15 protein-coding genes and 1 rRNA gene are annotated in these 15,399 nt (G+C 62.7%); 9 read left to right on the top strand and 7 right to left on the bottom strand.

Annotation, left to right across the window (positions count from 1 at the left end; translation table 11 throughout):
- Window positions 1-250: ribosomal RNA gene (locus tag ACODSO_RS22895) — 16S ribosomal RNA — on the bottom strand; the annotation flags it as partial.
- A gap of 477 nt (window positions 251-727) precedes the next feature.
- Between ACODSO_RS22895 and ACODSO_RS22900 the strand changes: the two genes are divergently transcribed.
- A complete protein-coding gene (locus ACODSO_RS22900) occupies window positions 728-1,876 on the top strand; it encodes an alkaline phosphatase family protein (protein ID WP_489038961.1) in 1,149 nt (382 codons plus the stop codon).
- 78 nt (window positions 1,877-1,954) lie between these two features.
- Window positions 1,955-3,124 (top strand): T3SS (YopN, CesT) and YbjN peptide-binding chaperone 1, encoded by a 1,170-nt coding sequence (locus ACODSO_RS22905; RefSeq protein WP_489038962.1) that lies wholly within the window; start codon window positions 1,955-1,957, stop codon window positions 3,122-3,124.
- Between the two features lie 97 nt (window positions 3,125-3,221).
- Here ACODSO_RS22905 and ACODSO_RS22910 read toward each other — a convergent pair whose 3' ends face one another.
- The 3 genes from ACODSO_RS22910 to ACODSO_RS22920 are packed head-to-tail and all read right to left on the bottom strand — an operon-like array spanning window position 3,222 to window position 5,410.
- Window positions 3,222-3,623 carry a RidA family protein gene (locus ACODSO_RS22910; RefSeq protein ID WP_489038963.1) on the bottom strand — a complete coding sequence of 134 codons (402 nt, stop codon included), beginning with the start codon at window positions 3,621-3,623 and terminating at the stop codon, window positions 3,222-3,224.
- Between the two features lie 30 nt (window positions 3,624-3,653).
- On the bottom strand, window positions 3,654-4,415 hold the full coding sequence (locus ACODSO_RS22915; RefSeq protein ID WP_489038964.1) for an IclR family transcriptional regulator: 762 nt from the start codon (window positions 4,413-4,415) through the stop codon (window positions 3,654-3,656).
- Window positions 4,412-5,410, bottom strand: coding sequence for a sugar kinase (locus tag ACODSO_RS22920; protein WP_489038965.1), 999 nt, complete (start codon window positions 5,408-5,410; stop codon window positions 4,412-4,414). Before ACODSO_RS22920 ends, ACODSO_RS22915 begins: the two co-directional genes overlap by 4 nt.
- A gap of 110 nt (window positions 5,411-5,520) precedes the next feature.
- Between ACODSO_RS22920 and ACODSO_RS22925 the strand changes: the two genes are divergently transcribed.
- The 4 genes from ACODSO_RS22925 to ACODSO_RS22940 are packed head-to-tail and all read left to right on the top strand — an operon-like array spanning window position 5,521 to window position 10,474.
- A complete protein-coding gene (locus ACODSO_RS22925) occupies window positions 5,521-6,804 on the top strand; it encodes a type III PLP-dependent enzyme domain-containing protein (RefSeq protein ID WP_489038966.1) in 1,284 nt (427 codons plus the stop codon).
- Between the two features lie 9 nt (window positions 6,805-6,813).
- The gene (locus ACODSO_RS22930; protein WP_489038967.1) at window positions 6,814-8,406 is read left to right on the top strand and encodes an N-acyl-D-amino-acid deacylase family protein; all 1,593 of its coding nucleotides are present in this window, start codon (window positions 6,814-6,816) and stop codon (window positions 8,404-8,406) included.
- A complete protein-coding gene (locus ACODSO_RS22935; RefSeq protein ID WP_489038968.1) occupies window positions 8,403-9,044 on the top strand; it encodes a bifunctional 4-hydroxy-2-oxoglutarate aldolase/2-dehydro-3-deoxy-phosphogluconate aldolase in 642 nt (213 codons plus the stop codon). Before ACODSO_RS22930 ends, ACODSO_RS22935 begins: the two co-directional genes overlap by 4 nt.
- Window positions 9,041-10,474 (top strand): GntP family permease, encoded by a 1,434-nt coding sequence (locus ACODSO_RS22940; protein WP_489038969.1) that lies wholly within the window; start codon window positions 9,041-9,043, stop codon window positions 10,472-10,474. Before ACODSO_RS22935 ends, ACODSO_RS22940 begins: the two co-directional genes overlap by 4 nt.
- Window positions 10,475-10,501: 27 nt before the next feature.
- Here the strand turns inward: ACODSO_RS22940 and ACODSO_RS22945 are convergent, their stop codons facing one another.
- Window positions 10,502-11,602: a hypothetical protein gene (locus ACODSO_RS22945; protein ID WP_489038970.1), complete on the bottom strand. Its 1,101-nt coding sequence runs from the start codon at window positions 11,600-11,602 to the stop codon at window positions 10,502-10,504.
- A 345-nt stretch (window positions 11,603-11,947) separates the two neighbouring features.
- Between ACODSO_RS22945 and ACODSO_RS22950 the strand changes: the two genes are divergently transcribed.
- Together ACODSO_RS22950 and ACODSO_RS22955 are read left to right on the top strand one after the other, a co-directional pair.
- A complete protein-coding gene (locus ACODSO_RS22950; RefSeq protein WP_068373969.1) occupies window positions 11,948-12,214 on the top strand; it encodes a hypothetical protein in 267 nt (88 codons plus the stop codon).
- Window positions 12,215-12,406: 192 nt separating this feature from the next.
- Window positions 12,407-12,823 carry a VOC family protein gene (locus ACODSO_RS22955; RefSeq protein ID WP_068373973.1) on the top strand — a complete coding sequence of 139 codons (417 nt, stop codon included), beginning with the start codon at window positions 12,407-12,409 and terminating at the stop codon, window positions 12,821-12,823.
- A gap of 67 nt (window positions 12,824-12,890) precedes the next feature.
- Here the strand turns inward: ACODSO_RS22955 and ACODSO_RS22960 are convergent, their stop codons facing one another.
- Window positions 12,891-13,865 carry a sigma-70 family RNA polymerase sigma factor gene (locus tag ACODSO_RS22960; protein WP_489038971.1) on the bottom strand — a complete coding sequence of 325 codons (975 nt, stop codon included), beginning with the start codon at window positions 13,863-13,865 and terminating at the stop codon, window positions 12,891-12,893.
- 162 nt (window positions 13,866-14,027) lie between these two features.
- Between ACODSO_RS22960 and ACODSO_RS22965 the strand changes: the two genes are divergently transcribed.
- The gene (locus ACODSO_RS22965; RefSeq protein ID WP_489038972.1) at window positions 14,028-15,002 is read left to right on the top strand and encodes a GTP pyrophosphokinase; all 975 of its coding nucleotides are present in this window, start codon (window positions 14,028-14,030) and stop codon (window positions 15,000-15,002) included.
- Window positions 15,003-15,017: 15 nt separating this feature from the next.
- On the opposite strand, the gene ACODSO_RS22970 is transcribed toward ACODSO_RS22965, so the two are convergent.
- Window positions 15,018-15,245 carry a DUF2510 domain-containing protein gene (locus ACODSO_RS22970; RefSeq protein WP_489038973.1) on the bottom strand — a complete coding sequence of 76 codons (228 nt, stop codon included), beginning with the start codon at window positions 15,243-15,245 and terminating at the stop codon, window positions 15,018-15,020.
- Between the last annotated feature and the right edge of the window lie 154 nt (window positions 15,246-15,399).

Below are 15,399 nucleotides of genomic sequence, written 5' to 3' on the forward strand. Positions count from 1 at the left end.
CCACCAACAAGCTGATAGGCCGCGGGCCCATCCTGCACCGATAAATCTTTCCACCCACCCCCATGCGAGAGCAGGTCATATCCAGTATTAGACCCAGTTTCCCAGGCTTATCCCAGAGTGCAGGGCAGATCACCCACGTGTTACTCACCCGTTCGCCGCTCGTGTACCCCGAAAGGCCTTACCGCTCGACTTGCATGTGTTAAGCACGCCGCCAGCGTTCGTCCTGAGCCAGGATCAAACTCTCCGTAAAAGACCTGCGAAACAACAACCCCCACACAGGAGATCGCGAATCAGTCAAAGACATCAAGTCAAATCACTAGCAAAAAAACTCAACTAGCATTCAAACAACACCCGACAACAACCACCACAAGCGGATGATCGATACATCGAATGCTTTCACCAAAACAAAAAATTTCGGCACTGACATTCATCGACACACTGTTGAGTTCTCAAAGAACACGCACACACCATCGCCATGCTCTCGCATCGACTCCGGGGCTACACGCTCGTTTCCCGTGCAAGGCAATCTCGTCCTCGTCCGGGAGCGCCAGGTCGATCACCGTCTCACCGCGTGTCCCGTACCTTGCGGTTTGGGCCGGTGTCCGTGTCGCTCTGACTCGACAAAAGTTACGCCAAGAAGAACTCCTTCGCAAATCGCCTGGTCAGTGCGCCGCGTCAGTTAACAACGGGCGCTGCACGGTTTGAACCGGAGGCTTACGGTGGGTCCATGTTGCTTTCGCCGCGCTACGGGACGGGTTCTCTTGCCGATGTCGTGCCCTCGGTTCTCTCCTACTTAGGTGTCAGCTCGGAGACCGACCGACTCGGCCTGAACCTCCACGGCGCACTGAGGGTGTGTGTCCTGATGATCGATGGGCTCGGAAGCGAACAGCTCGCGGCGCACCCCGAGCACGCTCCGTTCCTGACTTCGCACACTGCAGCGCCCATTTCCGCCGGCTTCCCCAGTACGACCGCGACCAGTCTGAGTTCCCTAGGCACTGGACTGCCGCCCGGCGAACACGGAGTCGTCGGATACTCGGTCGCCATCCCGGGTCACAAGAGACTCATGAACAGTCTGCAGTGGAAGCTGCAGGGCGCCAGTTCCGACGATCTACCCCTCGAGTTGGTTCCCGAACGGTTTCAGCCGATACCGACGGCATTCGAACGCGCCCGCGATGCGGGTGTCGACGTCGTGCACATCGGTCCGTCCATGCAGAACGGATCAGGCTTGACTCGTGCGTCACTCCGCGGCGCGGAATTCCGTGCGTCGATCTCGTTGGCCGACCTCGCCGCGGAGACCACGATGGCGCTCCAGTCCGCCGGCCCCACGCTCGTGTACGCCTATCACGGAGACCTCGACCTCGTCGGGCATGTTCGAGGTCCGGATTCCCTCGCGTGGCGACTGCACCTTCGCCATGTCGATCTCATGGCCGAGTCCATCGCGGCACGGCTTCCCGACGATGGCGCACTTGTCGTAGTCGCCGACCACGGAATGGTCCAGATCGAACGCCGCTTCGACTATGACACCATCCCGGAGTTGCGAGACGGAGTTCGCTTGCTCGGCGGCGAACCACGAATGCGATACCTCTACATCCGCGACCGCAGCGTCGACGACGTCGAGGCGGCCTGGAGCGAGTTGCTGACCGGTCGCTTCACGATGGTGCGAAAAGACGATGCAATCGAACGGGGATGGTTCGGCCCGACGGTCACATCCGGCGCCTATGACCGCATCGGAGATCTCTTGGCCCTTGCCGAGGACTCCTCCGCGGTGATCAGAAGCCAAGCCGAATCGACTGCGTCGGCCTTGAACGGGCACCACGGCTCGCTGACCTCCGCCGAACTGCTCGTTCCGGCCACTGTTTTTCGACCGCATCGCTGACGATGGCCGGACTTGTCGGTACCTCGAGCTAACTTCTCTTCGATCGCGTGTTCGAATCTGCACTGAAACGGGGAAGCAATGGCGATGTTCGAGGGAACGAGTCTGGACGACGAGACCGACCGCGACTGGAGGGTGTTCTCCGCCGAGCTCGCGGATCATCTGGCGTCGGACAACTCAGGAGCGGAGACGTCCATCTCCCCCGACTTTCAACCGGACAAGTCCGTAGAGCGTGGAATGGTCATCAGTTCGACCGGCCACGGGACCTTTGTCTGCGCAGCATCCGGTCTGCAGTCACCCCCAGCGCCGTGGAAGCACTCCGGCGACATTCACACACTCGAAGAAGCCCAGGCATGGGTGGACAAATTCGCAGCAGCCATCGTGACCGAGATCCGCCATACCTGGAATGTGCCACACCCGTCGTTCCTGGCCGGTCAGGTCGAGGAGTCCCCTCGCGACGTTCAATACAGTGTCGACCCGTCGAGCCGAGCCGTTCACTCGACCGAGTCGCAACTGGCTGATTCCGTCGAGGCCGCGGTACGCGCGGTGCCGGACGTCGACGTGCACGCCTCCGGCGATGGCAGCTACCGCATCACCATGGGATCCGTTGCTGCGTACCTCTACGTAGCCAGCTCCGACGAAGTGAGAATCCACGCCCCCATCGTCGAACGAATTGCGGGCCGGACGCGTGCTGCCGAAGTAGTCGCCGACCTCAACCGTCGGTATCCACGCTTGAAGTTTCTGCTTGTGGAAGATCGTGTCCACGCCGCATTGAGCATCGACGCCAACCCGTTCCTTCCACAACACGCGGTCAATGCCGTTACGAGGTTGGCCGCATTCGTCGGAGGCGTCGACGACGCGTTCGCCAAGAACCTCGGAGGTGTCGTCGCGGCCGCGCGCTTGGCCTACGCCGACGAGGCCGACACCACGGCGGCAATAACTGAAGTAGCCGTCGACGAGGACGTGCCGGGGCAATTGATGACGCTGCTGGAGATCGACGCCCAATCCGGCGGCGCCGTCGACGCCGAAGACGTCGTCGCCGTGTGCGGAGCCGACCGCGCCAAGATCACGAGCTACGAGACGTTTTGCTCAGAACAAGCCCAGTCGTGGCGGGACTATGCACAGGAAGCACTTCAGCGGGGCGAGTCTCAGACTGCGGCCGAATGCGAAGCCGAGGCCGTGCCGTGGGATCGAATTGTCCGCGCGCTACGACAGGCATTGCGCACCGGTGGATTCGTCGACAACGCGTGACTCGCCGTCCCGGAAGACGGCGGCCGCCCCTGACCTGATCCGGTCAGGGGGTCCGCGGTCACGGTGGGTCCGCGCGGATGTCGACCGACTCGTCGAATCAGACTATGGCGACGGCATCGATTTCGACCAGCATCTCCTCACGAGGAAGACCGGTGAACACAGTTGTGCGACTGGGCAACACGTCGCCCTTCGTATGCTTGTTCACGAACTCTCCGTACGCATCGTTCATGACGGCGAAGTCTTCTCGTTTGGTGAGGTAGACGCGGAGCATCACGACATCGTCGAACGTGGCACCGCTGGCCTCCACGATCGCACGAACGTTCTCCAACGTCCGAGTGGTCTGCGCTGCAACGTCACCCGGGTACAGGTACTCGCTCGTCACCGGATCGACCGGACCTTGGCCCGATACCTGCACGAACGGCCCCTTGCGCACACCCTGCGAGAACGTGTGGGCGGGCGCGGGCGCCCCATCGGTACGGACTGCAAACTTTTCGCTCATTCTTTTCCTTTTCTACGAGGTTTCGGCCGTCTACAACTGGGTTTCACTGCCCGGCTTCCATCCGAGGTCTGCTGAAATAGCTGCCGCAACATCGACGATTTCGGGCAGCGTTCCGAGTACCTGCGCGTGATCGAGAAGCATGTCCGGTACCGACATCGACACAGCGGCGACGGTTTCGCCCGTTCCATTGCGAATCGGTACTCCCACGCAGTTCACGAACGACTCGTGCTCCTCGTGGTCCTCGGCAAAACCCTGGTCCGCTACAAGCTGCAACTCGGCGAGATAGCGCTCGGGCGTATCGATCGTCCGATCGGTGAAGCGCGAATACTCGATCCGGTGAGCGATGTCGATCTGCTCCGCTCGTGGTCTCGCCGACACCAGCACTTTGCCGACAGCTGTGCAGTGCAATGGGGCAGGTTTGCCGATCCGCGAATACATGCGGACGCTCTGCGTGGCATCGAACTTGTCGATGTACACAGCTTCGCCGGATTCGAACGTAGCTAGATGGATCGTTTGACCGGTGGAGATGTTGAGTGCAGCCAGATGTGGTCTGGCCACAGTCCTGATGTCCCTCTGCTCGAGCGCCCGGTTCGCGAGTTCGAAAAATCGAGAACCGAGGACGTACTTGTGCTCGGCGTCGTGCTGCACGAACCTGTCGGCCTCCATGGTTCGCAACAGACGAAGGACCGTCGTCTTGTGAACGTCCAGAGCAGTCGCAAGTTGATCGAGCGAACGAGTCTCCTCGCCGAGCATGCCGAGGATGACGAGGGCCCGGGACAGGCTCTGGCTCATGCCGTCACCAGATCCGTGAAGCGCACCGCATTCCACTCGGCGTCGGAAAGTCCGAGTGCTGTATCGAGTCTCGACGAACTGAGAATTTCGGCTACATCACCGTGCGCGGTGAGCGCACTTGCCGCGCACAGATGCCCGAGCCGCACACGCTTGACCGGCGAGAGGCCCTGGAGCAATCCAGCAAGGTAGCCGCCGGCGAACGCGTCACCTGCGCCGATCTTCTCCACAACGTCGAGCTTCAGGGCTGGGACATCGACGCGGGAGGAGCCGTCGAACGCAGTCACGACATGAGCGTCGTTCTTCACCACCAAGTGGTGCGGTTCGGCGAATTCAGCGCGGAGGGCCGCCGGGTCGTCGATTCCGAAGACATCGTTCGCTTCGTCGGCGCCCATCAGCACGACGTTGCTTCCACGGACGTGCTCGGCAAGGATTTGCGACGCTTCTGCAATCCTGTTGCCCCACAGCGGAGGGCGAAAGTTCAGGTCGAAGCTGACGGTCGACTCGGAGTCCAGCAAAGCTCGCGTCATCGACTCTGCGGACGGCGAGAGCGCAACCGTGATTCCCGAGAAATGAACGATCTCAGCGGCGTCGACCAACCCGGAGGGAAGATCTCCGGCCGACAACGCACTGGCCGCCGACCCTGCGCGAAAGTAGGTCATCTTGCTCTCGCCACGCGGCAGGTCTCGCCCGACACCTGTTCCTCCGCCACGTTCTTTGACATACATGCCGGTCGGTCGCGCGGGGTCGACAACCACTGCGGAGACATCGACCCCGGCGTCGTCGAGCTGTGCGAGCAAATAGCGGCCGAACCCGTCGTCACCAACCCGTGATATCCACGACGTGGACACTCCGAGCTGCGCGAGAACGCGGGCGACGTTGGCTTCGGCGCCGCCGGCCGACCGGGAGAACGATTCGGAATCTTCGAGCGCACCGGGCTCCGCTACGAGCACTACGAGCCCCTCTCCTACGCATACCGCGCGAGGCGATGAGTACAAGAGATCTCCTTCGAATGCTTGCGAGCGTGCCCTGTTGGATGCACACTACTAACCATAGACATTTTGCGCAACGCACGTTGCAAAATACGCAACGTGCATGCGCACTCAGCTTGGAGGCCTTCACCTTGATCGACTCTCGCACCATCAGTGCTCTCCGGACGCTCACGATCGGCCCGGAACACAAGTCGCTACCCCCGCAGGCGTGGGGACGGTCGATCGAGGACTTCGTTGCCGAGAAGCCGTCCGTAGACCTGTTTCAGACTCCGCTGCTGACTCTGGACGCCCGGCGGATCGACCACAACATTTCCGTGATGGCCACCTGGGCAACCGAGGCCGGGGTCGAACTTGCTCCCCACGGGAAGACCACGATGGCCCCCGCACTGTGGAAGCGACAGCTCGATTCCGGTTCGTGGGCAATCACTTTGGCGACCATCTGGCAAGTGCAGCTCGCGCGCAGCTTCGGCGTCGAACGCATCATGTTGGCGAACGCGCTGGTCGACCCGGTCGGACTGAAGTGGCTGGCACTCGAACTCGCGCATCATCCCGAGTTCGAATTCTACTGTTGGGCAGACGGTCCGGACACGATCGATGCGATGAACAGGGCCCTTACCGCCGCCGGTGCCACCAGAAAGGTCAACGTCATCGTCGAACTCGGTGGTGAACACGGCCGTACCGGCGCGCGCACCACCGTCGCCGCCCGCGCGGTCGCCGACGCGATCACCGCGTCTCCGTACCTCGCACTTGCCGGCGTCGGTGGCTACGAAGGCGCGCTCAGTCACGACCGCTCCGAGTCGGGTCTGACTGCAGTTTCCGTCTACCTCGACACCGTCGCAGACTTTCACCGCGAGCTCGATTCCGCGGGCCTCTACGGTGACCACGCCGTCGTCACCGCTGGTGGAAGTGCCTACCAAGACCTCGTCGTCGACCATCTGGCCGGTCTCGCCGACGAGAACGGAAGCCGCGGTGTCGCAACATCGGTCGTGCTGCGATCCGGGGCGTACATCATCCATGACGACGGCTTCTACTCACAGATTTCGCCGATGATTCCGACCCGATCCGAGCATCCGCTCGAGGCAGCGATGCACGGATGGGCACGGGTGGTGTCCCGGCCGGAATCGGGACTTGCTCTTCTCGACGCCGGAAAACGCGATCTCCCCTACGACGAGGGCCTACCGGTTCCGCAGTCGGTCGAGGGTGAGGTCACCGCCCTCAACGACCAACACTCGTTCCTGCGATTCCCACCCAATGACTCCACCGCGCCGATAGGAACCGTTGTTCGCCTTGGCCTCTCGCATCCATGCACAGCTTTCGACAAGTGGCGTCTCATCCCCGTGATCGACGACGCCGACTCCGACGATCCCCGCGTCGTGGACCTGATACACACCTTCTTCTAGGACGACGACATGACAATCTTGATTCGCGGCGCCGACGTCGTCGATGGAACCGGATCCCCGCGGCTGCGTCGCGATGTGCTGCTGGACGGCGGCCGCATCGCAGCTGTCACCGAAGCAGGCGTCCTCGACGGCGCCGACCGGATCATCGACATCGAACCCGGCCACGTTCTCTCCCCGGGCTTCATCGACATGCACGCGCACTCCGATCTTCGACTGCTCACCGACCCCGGCCACTTCCCCAAGATCAGTCAGGGCGTGACGACCGAAGTCATCGGACAGGATGGCATCGCGTACGCCCCCATCGACGACGCCACCCTCGACATCGTCCGTCGTCAGATAGCCGGTTGGAACGGCAACCCCTCCGACCTGGACTTTTCGTGGCGCTCCGTCGCCGAGTACCTGACGCGCCTGGATCAAGGCATCACTCCAAACGCTGCATACCTGGTGCCGCAGGGCACGCTGCGGTACTTGGCCGTCGGCGGTGATCAGCGGCCTGCGACGCTGCGTGAGATCTCGCGCATGCAGGAACTACTGGCGGAAGGTCTGAGTGAGGGCGCCGTCGGGATGTCCAGCGGCCTGACGTACACGCCTGGAATGTATGCCGACACCAGCGAGCTGCGCGCGCTGTGCGAGGTGGTCGCCGATTTCGGCGGCTTCTACGCGCCACATACACGCTCGTACGGCGCCGGCGCACTCGATGCATATCAGGAGATGTTGAACCTCGCTCGAGATACCGGATGCGCGTTGCATCTGACGCACGCGACGATGAACTTCGGCGTGAACCGTGGCCGCGCAGGTGAATTCCTCGACAAGGTCGATGCCGCGATCGCCGACGGTTGCGACGTCACGCTGGACACGTATCCCTACCTGCCAGGCGCGACCACCCTGTCCGCGCTGCTGCCCAGCTGGGCGATGTCGGGCGGACCCGATCAGGCCCTCGCGCGGATGGAAGATCCGGCGATGCGGGCTCGTATCACTGCGGACGTCGATGTGAACGGGTCCGACGGCTGCCACGGCGTCACGGTGGAGTGGGAGACGATCCAGCTCAGTGGCGTCGCGAACTCGGACTTGGACCACTACGTCGGCCGGACCATGGTCGATATCGCTGCCGAGCGAGGCGAGTCACCGGTCGACACCTTCTTCGACATTCTTCGACGCGATCAGCTCGCGACCACGATTCTGCAGCACGTCGGCCACGAAGAGAACGTGCGGGCCATCATGGCGCATCCCCATCACATGGGTGGAAGCGACGCCATCCTGGTCGGCGAACGGCCACATCCCCGCGCCTGGGGCACGTTCCCGCGCTACCTCGGCCACTACGTCCGAGAGGAGAAGCTGCTCGGGCTCGAAGACTGCATCAATCATCTGACAGGTCGTCCTGCACAGCGTCTCGGCCTGAAGGACAGAGGGACGATCGCGGAAGGCAATGCAGCCGACCTCGTCCTGTTCGACCCCGACACCATCATCGACGCAGCCACCTTCGAGATGCCGAAGCAACAGGCAATAGGAATCAGTCATGTCTTCGTCAACGGAGCCCTCGCCATCGACGAGGGTGCGCCCACCGGCAACCTCGCCGGTCACTCGTTGAGGTCCAACCGATGAACGCACTGCAGACCATTCTCGTCGACCGTGCACTGGCCGTCGTTCGCGCTCCGTCTATTTCCGATCCCGCAGCGCTGGCCGACGCCCTGGCTCGCGGCGGTATCAGGGCCGTCGAGCTGACGTTCACGACTCCGGGGGTCCTCGAACTCCTGCGTGGCGCTGCCGATGCAGGGGTCGTGATCGGGGCGGGCACGGTGTTGACTGCCGAACAGGCCCGTGCCGCCATCGATGCGGGTGCACAATTCCTGGTCACCCCGGGACTTCGGCCCCGTGTCGCCGACACCGCCGCTGCCCGCGGAATTCCCGTCATGATGGGCGCACTCACTCCCTCCGAGGTCATGGACGCCATGGACCTCGGAGCGGCTGCGGTGAAGATCTTTCCCGCACGGGCGTTCGGCCCATCCCACTTCAAGGACCTGTTGGGACCGCTGCCCGACGCGAAACTGGTTCCCTCCGGCGGAGTCAACGCGTCCAACGCCGCGGACTTCCTCGCACACGGCGCCGTCGCCGTCACTGCGGGTACCGACGTCGTGTCCCCTGCCTCCGTCGCGGCGAGCAATTGGGACGATATCGCCTCACGCGCACAAGTTTTCGTCGAATCCATGGGCCCAGGGCCCGCACCGAAAGGCAAGACATGACTACCGCCGTCGACTGGCTCAGGACATCCACCCCTGGCCTTCTCGTACTGTGTGGCTTTGCCATCGCAGTACTTCTGGTCGTGATCATCAAGATCAAGCTCGAACCCTTCATTGCGCTGCTGATCGTCGGGCTCGGCCTCGCTCTGGCAGCAGGTCTGCCGGTGTCGGAAATCGTCGGAACCGCGATCAAGAGCAACGAATCCCTCCTCGAGGTGGGCTTCGGCGGTATCCTCGGCCATATCGCCGTGATCATCGGTCTCGGCACAGTCCTCGGCGCCATTCTCGAACGCTCCGGTGGCGCACAGGCTTTGACGTCCAAATTGCTCGGCGTCTTCGGCGATCGCGGCGCACCGATCGCAATGGGCCTGCTCGGGTTGATCTTCGGCATCCCGGTGTTCTTCGATATCGGCATCTTCGTACTCGCACCGCTCGTCTACGTGGCGGCCCGGCAGGGCGGAAAGTCGCTCGTTCTGTACGCACTGCCGATGCTGGCCGGCCTGTCCATGACACACGCATTCCTTCCGCCGCACCCAGGCCCCGTCGCGCTCGGCGGGCTCCTCGAGGTCAACCTCGGCTGGCTGATTCTCATGGGATTCGTCTGCGGCATACCCGGATTCATCGCAGCGGGTCTGGTATGGGGCAACTGGATCGGAAAGCGCGTCATGGTGGACGTGCCGGACGATTTCATCAACGAAGCAGACGACGACGAGCCGACCGGTGGCACCGCCGTCGCAACCAAGCGAGCAGTCGTCACCACTCCCCCGTCGGTCGGGCTCATCGGCGCCATCATCGCGGTTCCGCTCGTGCTGATTCTCGGCGCGACGTTCGGCAGCATTCTGCTCGATCCCGGCAACCTCCTCGAGGTGCTGACTTTCCTCGGAACGCCGGCCGTCGCATTGCTGATCGCCGTTCTGATCGCGTTCTACGTCCTCGGCATCAGACGTGGGTCGACGGTGCAGCAGCTGAGCACGTTGACCGGCGAATCGCTGCGCCCGGTCGGGATGCTGCTACTCGTCGTCGGTGCAGGCGCATTCTTCGGAAAAGTCATCTCTGCAACGGGGATCGGTACCGCCCTCGCCGATGCCATGGCCGCCGCAGGTCTGCCGATCATCGTGCTGGCCTACGTCATCAGCTGCGCCCTCCGCATCGCGCAGGGTTCGGCCACGGTCGCAATCGTGACCACCGGCGGAATCGTCGGACCGCTCGTCGCGGCTCAGGACTACTCGCCGATGGCGACGGCACTCATCGCGATGTCCATCGCCGCCGGCTCGATCATCTTGAGCCACGTCAACGACGGTGGCTTCTGGATCATTGCAAAGTTCTTCAACATGACCGTCAAGCAGACCCTGCAGACGTGGACAGTGCTCGAAACAATCCTGTCCGTGGTCAGCTTCGCCGTGGCGGCGGTGCTGTTCGCTATCGTCGCGTAGTCGCTCGGGGAGGTACGGGACTGCAGATCAGCTGTGGCCGAGCTGGTCACCGACGAAATGCGTGTTGTCCGCGGACAACTCGCGGTGACCGGCTCGTGCTACCAAAGCGTCGATCCTCCCATCGAGGCTGTGGGCCTTCTCCATGATGTCCAGCGTCCTGAGATCTCCCTCTGCGCGGGTGACCAGATCCGCAACTCGAACCACCGCGGCCACCCGCTCGATGAGTTGCGTCCACACCGTGTCGAGGGCCACCCGGCGGCTGGCGACCTGAGCGCGGGTGGCGTCGTCGAACATCATCGCGGCGATGCCGTCGAGCTCGTCGTCGATCTCGCGCAGAGAATTGACATCCACCGCGACCTGGGTCAGTTCGTCCGTCAGGTCCAGCTGAGTGCGTTGGACGAGAAAGTGCTCGGACCGCCAGGCCGGTGAGGCGTGCACCTGATCGAACGACGATCCGGCAAGAAAGAGCATCGTCTCGTACCGGTCGCTGAACGTGAAGTCCTGACGGTCCGCGAGGCCAGCCATCACGGTCGCCGCCCGATCTCCGATTTCCTCGAACACAGTGTTCTTCGCGACCTCCGATACACGCCCGGCCGCAGAGTCGAGCAACGACAGCCCAGTCCGTTCGATGACCGTCCCGGATTCCTGTTTCGGCACGGGAGTGTGCAACAGCGCGTCGAACAGCGCATCGCGCTGGTCGAGATCGAGGTGGAGCCCGTCGCGTCGATCCCGCCGGACCGCGCGCACCCCGGTCGCGTAATGGCTGGTGGACATCACCATCGTGGTACGCAGATGATCCAGACGCTTCCCGAGCTCCGCGGCCCGCAGCCGATAGACGAGCGCGGATCCGGGCTTGTTCTTGGTGTCCTTGGCGAGCCATCGCCGTCGCTCGTCCTCGAGCACACGAAGTGCACTGAAACCTCCGACGGACGGCAACCTTTTCCCTGCTCGACGCCGTGCCGCCAGGGCAGTCCTCGTCGGTTCGTCGAGTCTGCCCGCAGCGATGCCGATCGCAGCGGAGTCGGACAGCAACGGCCGACGCCCATCCAGGCGGGCGCGTTCGCACCACCGGCGGACACGTTCCTCGACGCGCTCGCGGTCGGTACCGATCTCCAGGTGTTCGGACATGTTCAGCTCCTCGGCCGTGTCTGCGCTCCACTCTCCCAGAATTCGCTACCGCGTGACGCGGGCATTGTTATATCGTTACTTCAGGCAAGTACGAGTCGGGTCCGGCTCCGAATACCTGGTATGGCTCGAACACACACTGACCCGTGCGCGGCGCCTCCTGGCAGTTCGGCCCAGACGCTCGGTCGCGATTGTTGGCAGCATCACAGCACCAAATGGTTGGCCCAGCACACAACTGTGGGCATGTTGGTAAAGGCCACGAAACATCGTTGACACATAGAGCGACCGTGTAACAGTTCTGAGAGGCAAAACGAATCACTCCTCAGGACGCGAACAAAAGGAGACGATGTGACTTTGCAGATTGATTCGCTCGCCATCAGCGCCGACGAAGCACCAACACACGACGTACAGATCGACCAGCTCCACGAGCAGGTCGCCACACTCGACGCCGATATCCTCGGCGCTATCGAGCTCCGCACCCAGCTGGTACGCAGACTTGCTGCCGCCACCAGCGACGCAGCAATCACGGCAGAATCGAACACATTCGAAGAACTGGGTTCCGACGGCTCGACGTTCGCGAGAATGCTCGCCCGTATCGCCTCGGCTACCCGCTAGAGAGTTACGTCCCCCTCCTTCGTGTGCGCGAGGCCCCGACCAGAGCATCTGGTCGGGGCCTCGTCGCGTCACGAACCGGAACGGACGAGAAGACCTCCGGTTGGCGATGACTTTCGGCTCGGGGCGCGGTCTTCATGTTCGAGCCCCACAGAGGGTTCGACCCGACTGCTCATCCCACTGATGGAGAAAATCATGCCAAGAATGCTCTTCGCCAACATGCCGGTCAAAGACATCACCGCAACCCGTGCGTTCTTCGCCGAGCTGGGCTTCGAGTTCAACGACGTGTTCAGCGACGAAAACTGTGTGTCGATGGTCATCAGCGAGCAGGCGACCGTCATGTTCTTGTCCGAGTCACGGTTCAAGGACTTCATCTCCGACAGCATCACCGACACCACGCAGTCCCGCGAGGTGCTGATGTGCGTCAGCGCCGACAGTAGGGACGAGGTCGACTCTCTCGTCGACTCGGCCATCGCAGCGGGGGGATCGCCGTGGATGGAGCCCCAGGATCATGGATTCATGTATGGCCGTGCATTCCGCGATCTCGACAGCCACGTCTGGGAAGTGATGTGGATGGACCCGTCCGCGGTAACACCCGACTCCGCAGAATGATCGGGCCGGAGTCACCGTCGATCTAGGGGCCACTCGGGTTCGGCAGCGACGGCCGAACCCGAGGCGCTCACAGTCGATCCGGTAGGCCGAACCTCTCGAACAGTCGCAGATCGAAGAAGCAGGCCACGTGGGCAACGCCGGCTTCTCTGACGTCGACGACGTGCAACTGGAACGCTTCGTGGACACCCTCCTCGTTTCGCATGTACAACCCGTAAGCCGGTTGCCCGTTGGCCGAGGTGGCGACCATACGCATGTCACCAGCCTTGCTGGCCGGGCAATTGCCGCGAATGAGGGTGCCGATGGTTTCTGCTCCCTGGTACCAACCCTCGAACGGTGGCATCTCCCATACGGCGTCCTCGGTGAACAGCTGCACGAGTTGTTCGATGTCGTACCGCTCGAAGCTATCGACGTACTTCGCCAGTAACTCGCGCGTTTCGGCCGCAGCAGGCTCGACGACATCGTCCTCGGATGGTGTGATCTCGTCGAGTTGCGCGCGTGCGCGCTGCAGGAGGCTGTTGACCGCCGTCGTGGTCGTAGCCAGCGCCTCGGCCACTTCCGACGCTTTCCACTGCAGAACTTCCCGCATCAACAGGGCAGCGCGTTGCCTCGCCGAGAGGTGCTGGAGCGCCGCGACGAAAGCAAGGCGAATCGACTCTCTCCCGACGACGATCGCAGCCGGATCGCCCGCATCGGTGAGCTCCGCATCGGCGATCGGCTCCAGCCACGCGATTTCGTGTCTCGTCACCAACTCGTCGGTGGGGTCCGAACTCGGGGCGCCCAGTCCGGTGGGCAGCGGGCGCTTGGCCTTGCCTTCCAGAGCGGTCAGGCAAGTATTGGTCGCAATTCGGTACAGCCAGGTCCGCATCGACGACCTGCCTTCGAATTTGCTGTACCCCCGCCACGCACGAATGTAGGTCTCCTGGACCAAATCCTCTGCGTCATGGATCGATCCCGTCATGCGGTAGCAGTGCGCGAGCAGCTCCCTTCTGTAGGGATCGAACTGCGCTACGAATGCGTCGCCCTCTGCGACCGTGGCCGTCATGCTTCAAGAGACTAATCCCACATACCGACCGATGTGCGACGGTTCGACCACCTACGGAACGGTCCACGCAGACACCGCCGCCGGGTTGACGCTGATCGACGTTGCACTGCGCTAGCCTTCGGCTACATATCCACAGTCCGTCTTCGATCGGAGACTCCAGTCATGACAGCCTCGACCAGCATCGACGAACTCGTCGACGAGGCTTACACGGAACGTCGGCGCGCTTGGCAGGCTGCGCTGGTCACTGCCCAGAACTTCCTGGAGACCATCGCCGACGAGATCCTCGACAACGTCGATCGCGACCGACTCAACGCCCAGTCCGCACGGATCAAAGACCCGATCAGAGCTGCAGACAAGCTCCGGCGCAAGATCGCCGAAGGCCGCATCACCGAGCCGACGAGTGTCGACGAAGTGGTCGACGCTCTCGGCGATCTGATCGGCATAAAAGTCCTGTGCAAGAGCCCGCGGGATCTCCACGCATTCGTGGACGCATTGGAGCGTGCCTGCCGTGACCCCAAGTGCTCGGTTCGGTTCGCCAAGGAACCGATGGACTATGTTGCGTTTCCCAAACCGAGCGGCTATCGCGCTTATCACGCTGTTCTGCTGGTCCGCGTCGCCACTCACCAGGGCGACCTCGACGTCAAGGTCGAGGTGCAGGTCAAGACCAGGCTTCAAGATGCCTGGGGTGAGCTGACGCACGAGGACATGTACAAACCCGGTGAAGCACTGAAGCCGACGAAAGCGCACGACGACTACGCGCGCCAGATGGCCGATCTGCTCCTTCAGGTCGACCGTATGGCCGACGATCTGGCCGCTCAGCTCGATTCACAGACGGCCGTGTCGAAGGACGCGGTGGCGCAACCGAGTCCGGTACCGAAGGACTCGGAGATCATCTCGGCCAGGGTCACACGAACCGGCCCACGCTACGCACTGGCCGTCGGTCCCGACGGCCGACGTGGGTTGATCCCTGCACGGTCGGTCAAGGCAGTCATCGGGGCGAAGGATCGCATCGCCGTCGATGACTTCCTCGAGGTAGGGGACGTCGTTCAAGTAGTAGTCGAAGACACCGAAGATGCCCTGTACTACCACCTGTCCTCGCAACCGCGATCGAAGCGGCCACGCAAGAGACGCACCTGAACCGCTATCGGAGTACTACGACATCTCCCGTCGCGACGTCTGCCGCGTCGGGACCCGACCATCGAAGTAACGAAGAAGCGACTCGTCCTGCGCATCTGGGTACCACCCCGGCGCGATGCGCGCCTTCGCTCGACGTGCCGGCTGACGACGGGCACTGCCGATCAGCATCACCACGAACCCCGCCAACACAGTGAAAGACGCCAGCGCAAGTATCCCGATGACAACGACTTGAAAAAGATCCATGCTCTGAAGTTCCCGCCCCTGCGAACCACTCGACTGATCGAACTCGGTTGATCGGTCCCCCCGGACCGAGTATCTGTCTTCGACGATCCTCACATATTCTCGTCCATCGCGAGTAGTCCGGCGCGTCCGCCGGATCCGTCGACTGCGCCGGTCT

The sequence above is a fragment of the Rhodococcus sp. FG69 genome, from assembly GCF_057808915.1.

Coding starts and splice junctions, on each gene's coding strand:
- ACODSO_RS22905 (WP_489038962.1), top strand. CDS start 1,955: ATGGCGATGTTCGAGGGAACGAGTCTGGACGACGAGACCGACCGCGAC.
- ACODSO_RS22915 (WP_489038964.1), bottom strand. CDS start 4,415: ATGAGCCAGAGCCTGTCCCGGGCCCTCGTCATCCTCGGCATGCTCGGC.
- ACODSO_RS22960 (WP_489038971.1), bottom strand. CDS start 13,865: ATGACGGCCACGGTCGCAGAGGGCGACGCATTCGTAGCGCAGTTCGAT.
- ACODSO_RS22955 (WP_068373973.1), top strand. CDS start 12,407: ATGCCAAGAATGCTCTTCGCCAACATGCCGGTCAAAGACATCACCGCA.
- ACODSO_RS22930 (WP_489038967.1), top strand. CDS start 6,814: ATGACAATCTTGATTCGCGGCGCCGACGTCGTCGATGGAACCGGATCC.
- ACODSO_RS22940 (WP_489038969.1), top strand. CDS start 9,041: ATGACTACCGCCGTCGACTGGCTCAGGACATCCACCCCTGGCCTTCTC.
- ACODSO_RS22935 (WP_489038968.1), top strand. CDS start 8,403: ATGAACGCACTGCAGACCATTCTCGTCGACCGTGCACTGGCCGTCGTT.
- ACODSO_RS22900 (WP_489038961.1), top strand. CDS start 728: ATGTTGCTTTCGCCGCGCTACGGGACGGGTTCTCTTGCCGATGTCGTG.
- ACODSO_RS22965 (WP_489038972.1), top strand. CDS start 14,028: ATGACAGCCTCGACCAGCATCGACGAACTCGTCGACGAGGCTTACACG.
- ACODSO_RS22910 (WP_489038963.1), bottom strand. CDS start 3,623: ATGAGCGAAAAGTTTGCAGTCCGTACCGATGGGGCGCCCGCGCCCGCC.
- ACODSO_RS22970 (WP_489038973.1), bottom strand. CDS start 15,245: ATGGATCTTTTTCAAGTCGTTGTCATCGGGATACTTGCGCTGGCGTCT.
- ACODSO_RS22945 (WP_489038970.1), bottom strand. CDS start 11,602: ATGTCCGAACACCTGGAGATCGGTACCGACCGCGAGCGCGTCGAGGAA.